This window comes from Marinobacter sp. EVN1, from assembly GCF_000475375.1.
In the GTDB taxonomy this organism is placed as follows: Bacteria; Pseudomonadota; Gammaproteobacteria; order Pseudomonadales; family Oleiphilaceae; genus Marinobacter; species Marinobacter nauticus.
In genome coordinates this window covers 505,221-522,890 of sequence record NZ_AXCB01000070.1, presented here as the reverse complement: position 1 = coordinate 522,890, position 17,670 = coordinate 505,221, and the positions used below count along the sequence as shown (strand labels likewise).

Genomic DNA, 17,670 nt, shown 5'->3' with positions numbered 1-17,670 from the left:
AAAGAGAGGACATAACGAAACGTTCCTAGCCGCCGGTGGCAGCCCTGACACACTGCAACAATACTTTACATATTGTTTCCAATAGCAAGGAAGGTGGGTTATGGCTGCTATCAAAGTGTTGAGCGTAGGCACCGTGGTGGTTCTGCTCAGCGGCTGTCAGAACTGGCAGTTCAGGGATATTGAGGATTTGCCACCGACAGCCGCGATACCAGAGGCGAGCGAACCGGGAAAGGTCGATGTCTGGTATTTTGACGGTATCTCCGGGAACTACGTTCAGGGCATGCTGGATGCAGAGAAATATCCGGATTCGCCCGATGAAATCACTGAACTCACCCAGCTGCGCCAAGCCACCAGCCGAGCCAATAATTACGGCACACTGATCCGGGGCTTTATCGAGCCCCCCGCAACGGGCGAATACACCTTTTACATCAGCGGCGACGATCAGACACAACTGTGGTTATCTGATTCCCAGAACCCGGACGGTGCGGTTCAGATCGCCTCCACCATGTCCACGCCCCTCGATAATTTCACCCGCTACGCCTCACAAACCTCCGGCGTACAATATCTGGAGGCCGGCAAAAAATATTACTTTGAATTCAGACACAAGGAAGGTGGATGGGACGACCACTTTACCGTCGCCTGGTCCGGCCCCGGCATCTCTCAGCAAGTGATCAGCGGCAGCGCGCTACATAGCTACGCCCAGAAAGCCCCTGACTCGGCCCCCGAGATGACAACCGAAGATGCCTACCATCTGGGCTACCGAATCGGCTACTTTGACGCTGAACAGGGCCTCTCATTCAACAGCCAGTACCCACCACTTGATGCGGACAGTGATGATCTGTACGACAACTGGGAGATTGTGTACGGGCTGGATCCATCCAATGCGGCCGACGCCAAATCCGATACCGACAATGACCTGCTTACCGCCATGGATGAGTTCTGGGCCAGGACCAATCCCGGAACCGAAGATACCGACAACGACGGCATTCCGGATGGATACGAATACGCCTATGGCACGGACCCCACCAACCCGGGCGATGCCAATGTAGATCTTGACGGTGATGGCTACACCATCCTGCAAGAGTACCAGGCCGGCACCAATCCTACCGATGCCAGCGACTTCCCTGCCCCCCAGGAAGTGTATGCAACCGGATTCGTCGGCCAGTACTTCACAGGCACCGAGTTTGACAGCTTCGTTTACAGTCAGCGGGATGCGACCGTCAACTTCAACTGGAATAGTGGAAGCCCGTCAGCGGAGCTTCCAAGAGACCGGTTCAGCGTGCGTTGGCAGGGATGGTTTACACCACCTCACAATGAAGGAACCCGGGACTACACCTTCACCACCACTACGGATGATGGTGTTCGGCTTTTCCTAAACGGCTCTACCGTCATTGATCAGTGGAAAAACCAATCCCCCACCAGCTACAACGCCACCGCGAGTCTCGAAGCGGGGACCCCCGTTGCCATCACCATGGAGTACTTTGAGTTCGGCTGGGGCGCCACTGCACAACTGGCGATTACCGACGCCGCCACTGGAGATGCCATATCCACGACCAACACCGTCCAGCATCTGGCATTGGACAGCGAGTTCGCCGAAAGCACCTTGAACGACAGTATCGACGATCTTTACAAACTTCGCTACGGACTCCCCCTGATGCAACCATCAGCGAGCCGGGTGCTTAACGATAGCGGCGTGACGGTTCTTGAGGCTTATCAATCGGGTCTGCACCCGTACACGCTCGAAACCGTATCGGAGCCAGAATCACCGGTCACCAGCCAGCCCGGTGGTACCGGCGATGCCAGCGGCAGTGTGACACTGTCGTGGACGCCTCCCGGCACCAGGGTAGACGGCAGCAGCATTTCGCTGAGCGAAATTGACCGTTACCGGATCAACTACGGACAGGATGCTGCAAACCTGACTCAAACTCTGGAGGTGCCGGCAGGCACAACCTCAACCACGGTTACCGGCCTGGCGCCCGGCACCTGGTACTTTACGATTCAGGTAATTGATACCAATGGATTGAGTAGTGAACCGTCTGATCCGGTAGAGCATCAGGTTAACTAAGTGAGCATTTTAGTTGTCGAGTTATTTTACAACCAAACAGCAGCAACCAGAAAAGTTCATTAATATTCAATGACTTAAAATCTGGCACAAAGCCTGCTTATTAAAGGATGACGTAACGCAAAGACCACTCACTGGAGGAGTGACTCAAATGAAAAAATTGACTCAAGGCTTGGCAATGGCTGCAGCCGTCGGTTTTGCTGGAGTAGCTCAGGCTGCCTATATCGATGCTGTTGCCAATGCAAACGCACCTGGCGCTGTAGCTGAGCAAAGTGTTCCGGGAGACAACGATTACGCCACTCGCGTAGGTGGTACCTGGACTGCGGATGCACCTCTGTACAACGTGGGTGATACCGTATTGTTCGGCCACAACCTGAAATCCACCAGCTCCGATCCGTTCAAGCTGACCTTCACCTACCTGGGTAAGGAAGCGAGCGACAACAACCAGTTTTACTGGGGTAACACCTTGGTTTTTGACCAAACTAACAGTCCAGACGACACCTTCAGTACCGTTTTCTACGGTGGCCTGGACAAACTGCTGACATTCAGTTTCAAAAACGGAAACAATGTTGAAGTGCTTAACGACGGAACCAACGGTAGCCAATTAAATATTTCGGGCGAACCCAAATCATCAGTCAACTTCAACCTTTTCCAAGTCCCCAATGAGCAGGATTACTTCCTGATCAGCTTTGATGACGGCTGGACTGGCGACGACAACCACGACGACATGGTCATCGCTGTTCGCGCCACCAAAGTACCTGAGCCCGGCACCCTGGCGCTATTGGGCCTTGGCCTCGCAGGTATTGCAGTGCGCATGAAAGGCCGTAAAAAAGCCTGACATGGACTTCTGTGTTACGCTTTAGAAGCCCTGCATTTGCAGGGCTTTTTCATTCTAGGTCAGGTTCATGGATGTACTGATTGTTTATTCAAATAGCGGCAGAGGGCTGCAGAAAGATGCCCAGATTCTGGAGGCAGTTTTACGGGGGCTAGGACATCAATGCCGACAGGTTCAACTCCCCCCTACCCCCTTATGGCGATCCCACCTTTCAATTTATCGATTCAAAGTACTGAAAAGATATTGTCCCGGTGCGATCACGAAACTCGTTTATCGCAGCCAAGTTGCTTTGCTCAGGATACTCAAGCCGGGCAAACGAGCGGATCTTGTTATTCACCTGGAGAATGTTCGAGTAACCCAATTGGCGGTTGGCCGGCACCACTGGCTAATCCCGAACCAGGAATGGTTCATTGAATCCAGGCTTCCCTACCTCAACTTTATCAACCGCATACTCTGTAAAACACATCATGCGGTATCGATTTTTTCCGCCTTACATCCAGACACCCAATACCTGGGGTTTACCGGCGGTGAGATCAACACCCAGAACGGCTCAAAAAAGAAAGACTACCGTCTGGCTTTGCATGTAGCCGGCAACAGCCAGTTCAAAGGCACACAAAGCGTTCTCTCATGCTGGCAGAGGCACCCCGAGTGGCCAAAACTAATCCTCGTTTCCCAGCACCTGGAACCAACTTCCTGCTCTGCGTCCAATATTGAGATAAAGCCAACTCTCACCAGTAATGAACTGATTGCTCTGTGGGCACAGGCTGGTTTTGCGATATTGCCGTCAGAAGTAGAGGGTTATGGCCAGACACTTGCCGAATCAATGGGCAATGGTTGCATCACGATTACAACCGATGCAGCGCCGATGAACGAGCTGGTTGAGGAAGATAGAGGCTTTCTGGCAGAAGTGGAAAGAAAACTGACGTTCCGCCTCGGTACCCGTTACTTTGTCTCAGAGCAAGCTCTTGAAAGGAGCATCCAAACTGCCATAGACCAGCAACCTGACTCCCTAGAGAACATGTCTGGGCTCGCAATCGAATGGTATTTAACCAATCACGAACAATTCCTGTCTCGATTGGAGCACCAACTCAACGGCCTGGTTGCACCACCTCTTGATCAATCTGCTCAAGAATTACCGGAAAGGTGGACTCGATAAACTCAGCGAGCGTTGCAGCCACCTCACAGCCATCACACGCCACTGCGGAGATGAGTAACGAGGCATCATCCCGGCCACTGAAGAATCCGCCCACCTGAGCAAGCTTCGCGCGCCACTGATCGGTTTCCCACTGCCCCTGAACAAAGTAGCTATACCCCAGGTGCACACGTTGCCCGGAAACACGATGTTTCAGGGTAACCCCCTGCACAGGGATGTTCAGGCTATTTTCAACATCAAAGAAGCCTTCCGGAATCCAGAAATCACGATCGTAAAGTCTATTACTGTACTGGATAAGTTCGGCGCGGTTTCTTTGATACTCGTATGTGAATGTGCCGAGATAAAATGTCACGCCCACACCTTGCCCTGCACGCGCCTGCAGGCGGTCAAACATCGTCTGAACATACACCCGGTCCGGATTAAGAATGTCGGGGCGCCAGCCATCAAGTCCCGAACCGAACACCGGGGCATACCTTTCACTCAAATCAATGACGTAACCTTCAGGTTCAGAAGCAATGTTGCCGCGTTTGTCCGGCAGAGCGATCCAAGTAACTAGCCCCAACATTGCGACAACCGCAACAGCAACGGCAGTTTTCCCTGCGGGTTTGGCGCGGTATTGCTCCTCGTCACTATCCTGACTGGCAACAACCTGGTCGTCTCGTTTTTCAAGCTGACGCGCCAGAAAATAGAGGGGAACAAGCGTCCCCGCAAACACCCACCAGCCAAAGTTTTCATGATCCTCGATCAGGCCGGACTGCATGTTCGTTTCATACCCCATGTAGATGATGACGAACACCCGGATCCAGTTGGCAAGTAGAGCGAATGCCACCCCAAAACAGAATAACGTGATGCGGGATCGCAACCTCGACAGGTATAACTCGCCATAAATCAGAACCAGCGCCTGTCCCACCAGCAGATACCGGAGTCCAGAGCATCCATGAGCAACTTCAAAGGTTCCGACACCGATGAGGTAAACGAAAACGCCCTCCACCTCAAAATCAATATCGAAAAAACCTAACAGGACCTTATTAACGGCAACGGTAATTACCTGTAGCGTCCAGGCCAGGAAATCCCACACAGGAATGGTCAGAAACAGCAAACCCAGCGGCACAATGAACCAGCGAGCCTGGCGCCACCCCATCAGCGTCGCGCAGGCAGCAAACAAAAGAGGCACCAACGCCAATTGCTGAAGCGCCTGAAGACGAATCAACCCGCCGACCCAATAGGCAAGCAGACAGGCTATCAAAGGAAGAACCCAAACCGGGGCGAAGCCCGGGGCCACCGGATTGGTCTTCGCCTTTCGCCAGATCAGATACAGCGCCACGCCGGCTAACAAAAGACCATGGGAGTATGATTCGTCCCACTTTAACCATCGCGTCACGATTCCCTCCAAAGTAGGGAAAGTAACGAATGCCAGCACACATAAGACAAGCAGGAACGGCCACAAGCGACTCATCAGGCTGATAGACGGCATCCTTTCCCTATTCATGACAACACCCGCTCAGAGACGAAAGAAACGATTAATTGAGGACACTAAACGGGGCGACATACAACCCCTTGCCCCATAAGCCATTTTAAGAATGGGAGAACGAACATACTCAACGGTGGTAAACAACACCTGCTCCCCTCTGAAGTGCTGTTTGTAGAACGTATTTTTCCCGGACCCGGCCAGCAAGTCATAACTGACAATGCTCGAATCCTGAAAGGATCGCTCAATGGCATAACCCAGATGGAGCGTGCCCAAGGACAATTTGTTGTGGAAATCCTGCATGAACCCCGCTTGCACGTTGTATACCCGATTGCCGGCGCGGACATCATAAAGTACAGACACAATCTGATTATCGGCTCTCAGTACCGACATTCTCGCGGATTGGCTTCCAGAGAGCCGGTTCAGAAGTGCCTCATGGAAGCGAACGGCATTGTCGTCAAAGCAGGGCTTTCCCCAGCGCTCGCAATGAAAACGATTGAGTAATGCCAGAAACGTCTCCGGGGTTTGCCATTCCTCGAAGGAACCATTCAAAGTACCTTCAAACAACTCTCGCCGATTATAGGCTTTCAGACGAGTATTCTTTCCAAGCCTTGATAACCAGTCCGTAAACTGCCCCTGAGTTGGAATCACCACACCTTCCGACTCGCTCCGAACTACCCGGGAGAGAGCCAGCGTGTGGCTCAGGCCAGATTCGATCATACGCATTGATCTCGCGGAGGCATCCGCAATGATCATCTCATCCCACCGGACCTCAGCGAGATAACCCCCGAGCACCTGCAGGATGGCCTGTTGCTCACGCCGATCCACAATGACACCCACGTATTCCGTACGCACCGTAGGCCCCAACTTCCAGGCATTACCTACCACATGCAGCCTTCGAACTTTCCAGCCCAGCGGCGTACTGACGGCACTCAGGTAAAGCGGAGCCAGGCCAACCAGCGTATCACCCGGGGCGTATACGCCCAGCAGCAACAGATCGAGATTCAGTCTATCGCCCCAGGTTTCCCACCAAGACGCCTGCCAGGCCCAGCTCATGAACAGCGGGTCGGCATTACTCTGCTCCAGCAGATGGTCCCAGCTTTCCTGCAGCCCGAAAAACTCTTTCTCAGACAAGCGACGAACGGTATAAGTCACATTCGCCTCCCTCGGCTGAAAGTTAGCACCATTTTTACAGCGAACCGCCAGGGGCCCATCCAGAACGGGTCCTTCGACAATGACCGAAGCAAAGAACGAATGGCCTGGCGACGCTGACCAGACGAGTACTCATATCGCCCTTTCCGAATAAAAAAATAACTTAACCCCCGGCGGGCCTCACCCCGGGTAACTGCTGAAGGAAAGGCTTTCAGAAAACTCTGGACCAGCTGTTCGTTCGCTCGAAACCGGCTCTCTTTGTCAGAGGAAATCTGGTTTTCCATAACCCGGTAATACCCAAGCACCACTGGAACATATAGAAACTGATAGCGGGTAGAAAAACGCAACCAGAGCCCGTAGTCCTCCGCCAACCGATCGGCGCTGTCAAAGCCCCCCATTTCGTCAAAGCAGCGCTTGCGGGTCATAGTTGTGTTCATGCTCACGAAATTATCCCGGAGCAACTGCGGCGTGATACGGCCGGAATAACGGGCCATACGATTCACACCATGTTCATGCCCTTCCCCGTCTATGGTTATGAAATCACCATAGACGATATCCACCTCGGGATGCTCCTCAAAGGCCTTCAGACTGATTTCCAGCTTCGTTCTGACCCAGGCATTATCGGAGTCGAGAAAGCAGATGAACTGGCCACGCGCCTCGGCAATTCCGCGATTCCGAGCCACACTCTGCCCCTGGTTTTCCTGCTGGAACAGACGAACGCGTTCATCCTTCAGGTAAGGTTCAAGCAGTTCCACCGTATTATCTGTTGAACCGTCATCGACGATCAGAAATTCAAAGTTTCCGTACGTCTGCCCCATCACACTCTCAACCGCCTGCAGAATAAAGTCTGCACGGTTATAGGTAGGAGTGATAATAGTGATCAAAGGGTCTTTAGCCGACATCCGTTATCGTCCTTGTTGATACGTTCTTCATTCCACGCTTCCCGGGCAGACTGCAGCAGTTCGCCATCAGAATCCCCCCCCATAATGAACCAGCCGCTGGTGCAATCTCCGCTTGACGAAACTCGCTGTGGTGATTCCCACACAAAGAATCGGGGTTGTTCACGGCCTTGATAGAACCCGTGCGCTTTCATGACCTGCTTCAGCTCCAAATCGGACGTCATGGCAGAATAAGAGGCTGCATTCGGCCATTCCCTCAGCATTGCCGCTACAACCGCCGATTTCAGCGCTGCTGATGCTGCTGGCCCGATGTAATCGACCAGCCGAACCTGTCGGTCATCCGCACGGACAACCCCCAGAGCTTTCAGGGAATCATTCTCGTCCCGTACTTCCAGAAATGAGTACTGTGCAAACGGATGCCGCTGATAGCGCCAGTCAAGGTAAGCCCAGTCTCTCACAACAACCTTGTCGTAGCTTTGCGCAACTGCCGCCCACAACTCATCAATCTGTTCTCTGGGTGGCAGTTGCTGCAGGAGAGACGCCCGCATGTGTCGGCTCTGCACTGAGCGATTAACCACTCGAGTGCAGAATTGCAGAAGCATCAAAGCCCAGTCACGAGCGCTACGAGGCTGACGGATTTTACGAAGGAAATGCACCTGGTCGCTGGCGCGCCAACCCATCCGCTGCAATACGATGGCGGCGACCGGGCTGATGCCAAACGACATAAGAATGGGAGATCGTTGTGCCAATTCCGCTTTGATCAGCCGACCTACGCCCTTTCCTCGCTGGCGCTCAGACACCTTGAAGTCGCAGCTCCACATGGCCTGTGTTGGCCGGCCATTCCATAGAATACTTACCGGTACCACCCCGTTGAAGCCGACAATCGAACCGTTCTCCTCGGCCACCACCGGGGCAAAGCCACGATCGCGCGCACCAGGATTCTCCTGGAACTGATAACTCCAGATATCACGTTTGAACTCCACATCAGCAAACAGGTTCAGCACCTGCTCCCGATGGCGTTGATCATCATAGGGTTTGATTTCAGCCACCCGTGCGCTCCAGCCATGCCAGAAACATCAGAATGCCCCATAGCTCTGCAGAGTAATCCTCCCGCCCTTTGAGGTGCTCCTGCCAATAGGCATTCACAACTGAGCGGTCCAGATAGTCCTGCTTGTCAAACACAGACGGTTGCAGCAGCGCCTCTGCCCAGGGGCGCAGTGGGCCCCGTAACCATTGCCCCACGGGCACCGCAAACCCCTGCTTGGGCCTGTCCACCAAGGCCTTTGGCACGTGGCGATACAAAACGCTACGCAGTACCTGCTTGCCAACGCCGCCATTAAGGTTATAGCTCAACGGTAACGACAGCGCGAAGGAAACCACCTTCGGGTCTAACATCGGTATTCTGGTTTCAAGGCTACACGCCATCGCTGCCCGGTCGACCTTCACCAGAATGTCATCGGGCAGATACCAATTCAGATCTCGCCACATCAACGCTTTCAAGCCGTCGGGGGGAACACCGCGCGGGATTGCCTGGGTCAGACCATATGTGGGTTCCTGAACGTCCCTCCGAAAACACTCGGGCTCATTCCAGAAAGAGACAGACTGCCGATAGAAATCTGACAGATCCACGGCCGAGGCCAGCGCACGCTCCGCTTTGAGGCGATGACGAATTGCCAGCGTCGACCGACCTCGCTGGGAAGGCACCAGAGCCCGGATCGCCTGAGCCGTCGCCGCCTCTGGTAAGCGGGATAACAAGCGCCGGGCGACACCAGCCGGCTTGCTTCGGCTCCGCCAACGGTTATAAACCGAGGGATACCGAGTGTAGCCACAGAACAACTCATCTCCGCCATCACCTGACAATGCAACCGTGACATGCTTCCGTGTCGTCTGGCTGACAAGAAAAGTAGGCAACTGCGAGGAATCCGCGAAAGGCTCGTCGTATAGATCTGGCAACCGCGGCACGAGGTTAAGCGCATCCTCGGGAGTTACGTACAACTCCGTGTGTTCGGTTCCCAGATGACGGGCAACCTCTGCAGCATGCTCTGCCTCATTGAAGCCCGGCTCATCAAAGCCAATACTGAACGTTCTCACGTTCTGGCTTGCACGGGCTTGCATAAGTGCAACCACGGTGGAAGAGTCGATACCGCCGGAGAGAAAAGCACCTAAAGGAACGTCCGATACCATCTGGTCTTCGATCACGTTCCCGAGTAAAGCCTCCAACTGCTCACTGGCAGCCTCAAAGCTTTCCGGCGCCCGGCTCTCTGTAAAGCAATCCTCAAGGCACCAGTAGCGTTGCGGTTCCGGTAACGTAGCCGGTGAGGATCCATCAAGAGGAAAACGAACCAGTGAGGCAGGCGGTAGTTTTAAAATTCCTTTGTGAATACTTATCGGTGCTGGTATCACGTTGTGCCGGAGCAACAGCGCCAGCGCCCCGGGCTCTACACCGCCTTGCCATGCAGGATGCACCCGAAGCGCCTTGAGCTCCGAACCAAACAACAGAGTGTTGCCTTGCCATCCATAATACAGTGGCTTTTCGCCCATTCGGTCTCGGGCCAGAATCAGATCCCGGCTTTTCAGATCCACCAGGGCAAAAGCAAACATTCCCGAAAACTTCGGTAGGCTCTCTTCCAACCCCCAACGCTCAATTGCGTGGAGCATCACTTCCGTGTCTGAGTGGCCCCGAAAGGTGCATTCCTCCTTTTCAAGCTCTGCTCGCAGCTGCCGAAAGTTATAGATTTCCCCATTGAAGGCAATAACAAAGCGCCCGCTCGCTGACGCCATCGGCTGCGCACCCGCCGGTGACAGATCCTGTATGGCCAACCTGCGATGCACCAGACCCAAGCCAAGGTCTGCCTTGAGCCAGATACCTGAATCGTCCGGCCCCCGGTGAGCTATGGCAGCCCCCATACACTCCAGGGTGGCCTCCGGGGTTCTACCCACATCCCTGTTTACGAATCCTGCAAAGCCGCACATGGACTATTTCCTTCCTGCGATGCGAGCCAGTCGAGCGCCCACGTAATCTCGTTCTTCTCGGTTCAACACCAGCAGCCAGAAGGCTGCCAGCCAGCCAATACTCCCCAGAACCGCACCCAACAGAATATGGCGGTAACTGTCGTACATCAGATATTGACCAACACCCAGAATAATAACTGCCATTAACCCAGCCGGCACGAACCCAGGCAGCACAGACGAGCGCAAATACTCTCTGACGGGAAGTTCGAGATGGCGGCAGGTATATCGGAGATATAAAGGGACAAAGATCAACCCGGGAACGACGGAAGCAAAAGCTACGCCCTCAAGGCCAAACGGGTGAACAAGAACAAGGCTCAGGCCAATATTCAGTGCGGCGGCCAAAGGAGTGAGGCGTGCAAAAATCCCGTGTTTGTCAATCGCCGTCAAATAACGGCTGGCGAACGGATTGATAAAAGGCAGCACCGTAAAGAACACCAGAAACACGATAAGCCATTCCGCCTTCTCACCAAACTCTGGCCCCAGCCATACTGAGATAAAAGGCACTCCCAACAACAGAGCCCCCGTGCCCATGGCCAAAAGAATGCTGACAACGTAACGGGACGAAATCAGAAAAACCCGCCGGATGGTGTCGTTCTCAGCCCTCGCACTCAAGCCGCTGAACAACGGCATAAAGGCATGAGTTAGTGTCCACCCGAGGTTTCGGATGTGCTGAGTCAGGTTCGCGGGAATACTGTAGAACGGAACCATAGCAGGCCCCATAATCAAACCAATCACCAAAACGTCCGTAGCATTTTCAACACGGGTGGCAATACCTTGAACGAATGATTTAAAACCGAAAACAATCAGCTCTTTCAGACGCACCCAGGAGTATGAACGCCAACGGGCTCTGATCGCACCAAAGGCAGGGCGGGACAGCAACCACATGAAGAGGATGTACTTTATGGAAATCCCAATGGCGTTGATGCCTGCCAAGAGCACCAGACCGTTTTCAGGAGTGATGAACAGGTAAAGGAGCGTGGAGCCCACGATCGAATTGATAATCGTGATGTTGTTTTTTAGGTAGTACTTCTGGAAACCTTCCAAGTAGCTCTCTGCAACATATCCGGGAAACGAGATTAACAGGTGGGCGCCGATAATGATCAGAAACAGCGTGTACTTCTGATATGGCTCTCCCTCCGGGGCGATCGCACCGGAAAACCATATTCCCCAGCATAAGAAAAAGGCGAAGAGGAGCAGACCGACCATCATCATGAACGCAAAGGCGGACATGTACACAGACTCAAGTGCCTGTGAATCCTGCTCGGCGTGGTGTTTCGCGGCATACCGACTGATGGCCGGCCGCAGGCCCAGGTCCAATATCCCCATGTAGCCGATTACAGCGCCAATCATCTCCCACAGACCGTAGTCGTACTTCCCAAGGTTGTGAACGAAAACGGGGGTCATAATGAAGGTGATGACCAGTTTAACGAGCATCACCAGGACATTTGAGCCGGTGTTGACTAATAAAATACGAATCACCTACCGGACTCCATATTCGCCAACACACCATCAAAAAGATGTGCCAACTTGCTGGAGGTTTGGCTAACATCAAATCTTAACGCTGCTTCCTCCCTGAATCTGTCCGATTCAAGTTGAAAAGCATTCTGATTTGCCTCAAACAACTGGATCTTCTCGAGAAGCCCACCCAACGAACCGACCTCGAACACCATTGCTGGAGAATCAGCGACCACCTCCTTCATTCCTATACAATTGGATGCAATGAGCGGCCGACCGGATACCATAACCTCCATCGGTAGGAGTGGGCACGCTTCCCACTTCGAAGGCATAACAACGACATCAACTCCCCGTATGGCTTCGGCCATCGAGTCTGTCGCCGGAAAGAAATGAAAAAAAGAATCCAAACCCCGGCTGCGGATATCTGCCTGCTCCTCCCTGATAAAACCTCCCCAGCCGAAGCAACAGACGTGAACCGGCGTCTCACTACTGGGACGATTCAACTGTTCAACAGCATCAACCAACAAACCAAACCCTTTCTGGGCCATAAATCGACCAAAAAAGCCAACGACTAAGGCGTTGTCGGGTATGCCGGCCTCTTTCCGGAGATCTCTGGCATTGTCTCCAAGAAATGCCTGGCTACTGATGCCATTTCTTACAGCCTGCACCCGCCCCTTCGCAGCAAGGGCGGGGAAGGTTTCCCAAAAGTTCTCTGCGGCATCTTCACCTACGGGGTTCACCACATTTGCCAGGGAAAACAAACGAGCCATAATGAACTTTTTAAGCCCCCCTAGCCTGCCTGAAAAGTGCCCGGGCATAAAAACATCATGCGTTGTAATGATGTGGGGGATACGCAGTATCCAAAGCGGCAATGCCGAGATCAGGCCGGCGGTAAAGCCATGAGAGTGAACAAATGCTGGCCGTTTTTTCAATACAAACCTCAAGAGTGCAATTAACAGCTTCACGTTACTTTCAGCGGTTTGCTCTCTCACGTAAACATTGTCTATAGGCTTTACCAAAGACTCCAAAGCCGAAGATTCCGGTGTTATAAGGTTAAAATCAAAATCCTTTAATGCTTTATCCCCATAAACATACGAGAAATAGGTTCGAATTCCTCCACCGGGGTGCCTTGCAAATACAACAACGTCCATCAAAAAAATCCCTTTATAAAAATACTTAACGCCTGTCGGCCAGGCTCACCAAATTACTGAAACGGTTTTTGAGGTCAGCCCCTTCAGAAACTTCCTCGACATTATTTGAACCCGACACATCCAGAAGAAGCAGGCGGTGAAAAACAACAACCGCCCCGGCAAAAAGGTACCAGTAGTACTGGGAAAGCCCCCAGTAATTTGAGCTATAAACTGCGTACATCCAGAACAAGGCAATCAGAGCCTTGTTCAGATTGACATAGAAAGATCCGGTCCTGTCTGACAATTTTTCAATTCGTTTTTGATTTTCGGAAAGCCCCTGGTACACCTTCAGAAGAAAGCGTAAAAAAATCACTGCACCAATAAAACCGAGCTCAATTAATAATTCCGCATAAAGATTGTGAGAGGCCTGCCGGCTACCCAGTATGTGCGTCTTAGCTTCTGGTGTGGTGCCAAGCCCATGCCCGACAATCGGTCGCTCGAGGCCCAGCGCGAACTCGCGCATCATACCCTGAAACCTGCCATCAACCGTCGCCGCATTCGATGTCTCGGACTGGCCAATAAGTGACAGATAACGATCTTTCTGTTCATCACTCATCACCTGCCACCCAGCCATCGCGATGAAAACCGCAAGCACAATCAAACTGAATTTCCGGCTCGATTCTTTGAACACAAAAAAAGCGACCACGAACAGTGCCAGAAGCGCCCCGCGTGACTGAGTCAGAATGAGTGCATACAACAGTGGCGGCACCAACACCAAATAAAGAAGCTTGGCCTTAAGCCCTGAAGGCCACAAAAGATAGTGCAAAAGAGGTATGGCCGTAACAATCACAAAACCCAACTCATTTGGGTTAATAACATCCGAAGGTGCCCCGGCTAACCTTTGTGAAAATTCCCCATGGCCTAGGTGAGTTCGGCTGCCCCAGTATCCATCTGTCAGGTTCAGGAACAACGGCTCAAGAACACGAAAAACCTGACAACCAATGAAAACCACCAAGAAAATTTTAAGGCGCCGATTAGAATCGACTAAAAGCACCGTAAAATAAAAGAAAACAATAGCTTTAACAAAATCACCCAGATTGTTTTTCACAACACTACCCGGCCATTCAACCAGAGGCAGCGATACCACCAGATAAACAACCAACACAAATAAAGACGCGACAATCGGGTCTTTCGACCAGCCCCTGAACTTTTCGCGTTGAATAAAAAGGCTTACCGATATAAGAAGAACGAGTAGAAGCGTAGGCCTGATAACACCGTAGCCCGGTATCCGCGCAGAGAGGTGCAGAAAGAAATCGATTAAAAAATAAATAAACAGCCCAAATGTAACCGCGCTGACCTGCTCCCTTGGCGGGTTTGCCGGCCCATTTTTATGGGATGCTTGCCGGGCGACCATAGGAAGGCTACTCATAAGGGGTCTCTAACGCATGTTTCCTGAACTTCATGCCCAGCAGCTCAATACCGGCCACCGCTTTTAGAAACTGAAACTGATCCGATGAACTCGCGTGCCTGCGCATAGCATATCTCTGAATATGCTCACGGCTGTCGGCAAAAGCCACCACTGCACAAGAAAAGCCGGCTTCACGCACAAACTGAACCTGGTCACCAACGAAATCATCTGGCGTTCCGTTCGGGTAACAAAAAGAGCGTGAGGCCTCTCCCAGGTTCTGCGTGAGTGCTTCCGCACACCCCAGAATTTCATTACTGGCCTGATCACCGCTCACTCTGCCGAGGGACGGGTGAGTAACTGTATGGCCCCCTACTTCAAGCCCTTCAGACTGCATTTCTTTCAACTGGGCCCAGGTAACAGACTGGAAGCGGCCCGGGGCGCACCCGGGTAGCTCCACCTTCCACGCCCGGGCCAAACCAGCCAGACACTCAAGCTTTTCTGAATTATCCGCTTTCAAAAGAATCTGGTTAATTCTCCAAAACTCCGCTTCAAAATCGCCAGCCCTTATAGGCGTTTCAATACTGAACAGCCCGAAATCGTGCCTTCCCTGCGCTACAGGTGCTTTCTCCAACAGGTACCGCAACTGATCCGGCCATAACCAAAGCTCACCATTCACAAACCCTGTCGTCACATAAAAGGTGGCTGGAACGCCATACTTCCTCAGTATTGGCCACGCAATCGAATAAAAATCACGGTACCCATCATCAACAGTAATAGCGATGCTTTTTCTTGGGAGTTTTTGGGTGCCGTAAAGAGAAGAGGCAACCTCCGAAACGGTTACAGGGTTAAAATGCTCGGCAATGTAACGAACCTGCCATTCAAACTCATCCGCGCCAACATACCCTTTTTTGGGCAAACGGGAGAACCGATGATACATCAGAATACGCGGGTGGCCTCCGGTCATTTCACGAGCTAACGCATAGCCCCCGTACTCGCCGGCTATTTTTACCCACTTAGAGATGTTCACTTAACCCCCTTCCCCCGGTTACGGGCACCGGCGCGAGTCAGCATGTCGGTGTACAGCGCACAGTGAGACTCAATCATAGCGCCCAGGGCATGCCGCTGACTGGCGAGTTTGCAACCAGCCTCACCCATAGCGTTCATGCTTTCATCGTCGCCAAGAAGGGTCATCAAATACTCTGCCATTTGCTCAGTATTGCCCTTCGGAAATAAATACCCCGTAACCCCATGCTGCACTGCCTCGCTGTTACCGCCCACTTCTGAAGCTACAACCGGCAGCCTGGCCTGCATGTACTCAACAATAGCGTTTGAATAACCTTCCGATTCCGAGCAAAGCAAACCAATATCCATTGCCCGCAAAATATCCTTTACATCCGGGCGAGCCCCAAGAAAGTGAACCTGCTCAGCAACCCCCTCGGTTTCAGCCAGATCACGGTACGCCTGTTGATCACCTGCACCGATCAACACCAAATGACAATCCGGAAAAGCCCGAGAGGCAATCCCCATGGCTTTTATTGCGTCACCTATACGCTTAATTTCACGAAGATTGGCGACCAACACCACAAACCTGCCCTGTTCAGGCAGGCCAAGAGATTCAAGGTAACGCGCCCTTGCCTCTCCCTGGAGTGGATGCAACGCCACTTCGGGAGCCGGGTACCCATTATAGATGACGGAAATATCCCCTTCAGAAAACCCTTCTTTTTGGGCTGTCACACCCTTTACTGCCTCACTATTGGCAACAACACCCCTCACGAAACGCGCGGTTTGCCTGAGCACACTAAGGTATTTTCGGGTGTACCAATATCCCATATCTCTGCGGGAAATGAGCGTGGGAATACCAAAAAGATAAAAGATCGGAGGACAAATGACAGATGCATCGTTAAAGAACACATGGCACAAAGCTGTGCCTTCCTTTTTCTGAAGGCGCGCAAAACGAAACATCGCCAGCCAGGTTTTTATGCTGAACAGCTTAGAACTACCCAACGTGCTCACTTTACAGGGCATTGAGCCCTCTTCGATGTACGCTGATGAGCGCAGCACCAACAACTCCGGAACAAACTGATCGGCAGGAAGATTCATCAGAAGCTGAAGCAACTGCCCCTCGGTTCCCGCATAAGGGCTGGCAAACTGATCAATCACAAAAAGAATGCGAACAGGGCTCTCCATTTCCATAATGCCACTATCCAGATTTTTCAACGCCAAGGATAACCCTTACCGAACGTACAGGATCACCCAACCCAGCTCGCGCCAGTGAAAGAGCTGAGCGCAAAACATTGCCTTGACTCCGGTAGACTTGCCCCATTCTGTAATTTAGCAACGCACGACGTTTACGGATAGTTGATCGCCGGTAGGGGTAACGAGCTTCAGCCCTTTTTAATATCTCAAATCCAGTTCGCCAACGCTTTTCAAGCCCACGCTGACTGATTGAATCTTCATGTTTCCGATAGTAAAAACCATGAAATCCAGAAAAAGCAATTGGGAAGTTTTCCGCAACACGCAATACAAAATCATGATCCTGAGCTGCACGGAACGACTCTTCTAAAAATCCCACTTTGTTAACCACCTCCGCTCTGAACATACACACTCCAGGCGAAGGTATATAACAGTCTAGAAGTAAATCATTTGGATCATTTTTCTCTACATGACTCTTTCCGAAGAGCGGATACAGGCAGTCAAGATTATTATCAACTGCACTCCCCCCTCCATAAACCATTCCACATTCAGTATTCATGTCTAAAAAATTCGAGTGCGCTTCAAGTACGCCATCAGCCAACAAATCATCACTGTCAAGAATCACAAAATAACGACCAACAGCTTCTTTTAGCCCCAAATTAATGGAAGAAGCCTGGCCGCGGTTCGCGTGACCGGGATGCGTCAGAACTTTGATACGAGGGTCGTTAAGACTATCAAGCCAATCGAGTGTACTGTCAGTCGACCCATCATCAATAATCAAATACTCGAAATTACAGTCTTTCTGGCTAACTACAGATTGGACTGTGTCCTGCAGAAGTGCGACGCGATTGAATGTAGGGGTGATGACACTGACCAAAGGCTTCTCTGAATCTAATCGCATTT

14 protein-coding genes are annotated in these 17,670 nt (G+C 52.1%); 3 read left to right on the top strand and 11 right to left on the bottom strand.

Annotated features, from left to right (window positions below):
• The first annotated feature begins 100 nt into the window (after window positions 1–100).
• From Q674_RS39645 to Q674_RS41000, 3 genes are all read left to right on the top strand, one after another.
• Window positions 101–2,065: a PA14 domain-containing protein gene (locus tag Q674_RS39645; RefSeq protein WP_023010068.1), complete on the top strand. Its 1,965-nt coding sequence runs from the start codon at window positions 101–103 to the stop codon at window positions 2,063–2,065.
• 148 nt (window positions 2,066–2,213) lie between these two features.
• Window positions 2,214–2,900, top strand: coding sequence for a PEP-CTERM sorting domain-containing protein (locus Q674_RS39640; protein WP_023010067.1), 687 nt, complete (start codon window positions 2,214–2,216; stop codon window positions 2,898–2,900).
• A 67-nt stretch (window positions 2,901–2,967) separates the two neighbouring features.
• Window positions 2,968–4,053 (top strand): glycosyltransferase, encoded by a 1,086-nt coding sequence (locus Q674_RS41000; protein ID WP_081698962.1) that lies wholly within the window; start codon window positions 2,968–2,970, stop codon window positions 4,051–4,053.
• On the opposite strand, the gene xrt is transcribed toward Q674_RS41000, so the two are convergent.
• Genes xrt through Q674_RS40995 form a run of 11 tightly spaced genes read right to left on the bottom strand, consistent with a single transcriptional unit; the run spans window position 3,986 to window position 17,668 of the window.
• Window positions 3,986–5,539, bottom strand: a complete 1,554-nt coding sequence (gene xrt, locus Q674_RS39635) for an exosortase (protein WP_031210527.1) — start codon at window positions 5,537–5,539, stop codon at window positions 3,986–3,988. The genes Q674_RS41000 and xrt overlap by 68 nt on opposite strands.
• A 12-nt stretch (window positions 5,540–5,551) precedes the next feature.
• The gene (locus Q674_RS39630) at window positions 5,552–6,673 is read right to left on the bottom strand and encodes a GNAT family N-acetyltransferase (protein WP_023010065.1); all 1,122 of its coding nucleotides are present in this window, start codon (window positions 6,671–6,673) and stop codon (window positions 5,552–5,554) included.
• Window positions 6,670–7,572 (bottom strand): glycosyltransferase, encoded by a 903-nt coding sequence (locus tag Q674_RS39625; protein WP_031210525.1) that lies wholly within the window; start codon window positions 7,570–7,572, stop codon window positions 6,670–6,672. Before Q674_RS39625 ends, Q674_RS39630 begins: the two co-directional genes overlap by 4 nt.
• Entirely contained in the window at window positions 7,551–8,618 is a 1,068-nt protein-coding gene (locus tag Q674_RS41170) for a GNAT family N-acetyltransferase (RefSeq protein ID WP_023010063.1), read from the bottom strand. Before Q674_RS41170 ends, Q674_RS39625 begins: the two co-directional genes overlap by 22 nt.
• Window positions 8,611–10,542 carry an asparagine synthase (glutamine-hydrolyzing) gene (gene asnB, locus Q674_RS39620; RefSeq protein WP_023010062.1) on the bottom strand — a complete coding sequence of 644 codons (1,932 nt, stop codon included), beginning with the start codon at window positions 10,540–10,542 and terminating at the stop codon, window positions 8,611–8,613. The genes Q674_RS41170 and asnB overlap by 8 nt, the downstream gene beginning before the upstream one ends.
• 3 nt (window positions 10,543–10,545) lie before the next feature.
• Complete coding sequence (locus tag Q674_RS39615; RefSeq protein ID WP_023010061.1) at window positions 10,546–12,060, bottom strand: oligosaccharide flippase family protein; 1,515 nt, start codon at window positions 12,058–12,060, stop codon at window positions 10,546–10,548.
• The gene (locus Q674_RS39610) at window positions 12,057–13,187 is read right to left on the bottom strand and encodes a glycosyltransferase family 4 protein (protein ID WP_023010060.1); all 1,131 of its coding nucleotides are present in this window, start codon (window positions 13,185–13,187) and stop codon (window positions 12,057–12,059) included. Before Q674_RS39610 ends, Q674_RS39615 begins: the two co-directional genes overlap by 4 nt.
• A gap of 25 nt (window positions 13,188–13,212) precedes the next feature.
• Window positions 13,213–14,595 carry an O-antigen ligase family protein gene (locus tag Q674_RS39605; protein ID WP_023010059.1) on the bottom strand — a complete coding sequence of 461 codons (1,383 nt, stop codon included), beginning with the start codon at window positions 14,593–14,595 and terminating at the stop codon, window positions 13,213–13,215.
• Window positions 14,588–15,601 (bottom strand): polysaccharide deacetylase family protein, encoded by a 1,014-nt coding sequence (locus Q674_RS39600; RefSeq protein ID WP_023010058.1) that lies wholly within the window; start codon window positions 15,599–15,601, stop codon window positions 14,588–14,590. Before Q674_RS39600 ends, Q674_RS39605 begins: the two co-directional genes overlap by 8 nt.
• Window positions 15,598–16,797, bottom strand: coding sequence for a glycosyltransferase (locus Q674_RS39595; RefSeq protein ID WP_227501267.1), 1,200 nt, complete (start codon window positions 16,795–16,797; stop codon window positions 15,598–15,600). The genes Q674_RS39600 and Q674_RS39595 overlap by 4 nt, the downstream gene beginning before the upstream one ends.
• Window positions 16,775–17,668 (bottom strand): glycosyltransferase, encoded by an 894-nt coding sequence (locus Q674_RS40995; protein WP_081698961.1) that lies wholly within the window; start codon window positions 17,666–17,668, stop codon window positions 16,775–16,777. The genes Q674_RS39595 and Q674_RS40995 overlap by 23 nt, the downstream gene beginning before the upstream one ends.
• Window positions 17,669–17,670: the final 2 nt, after the last annotated feature.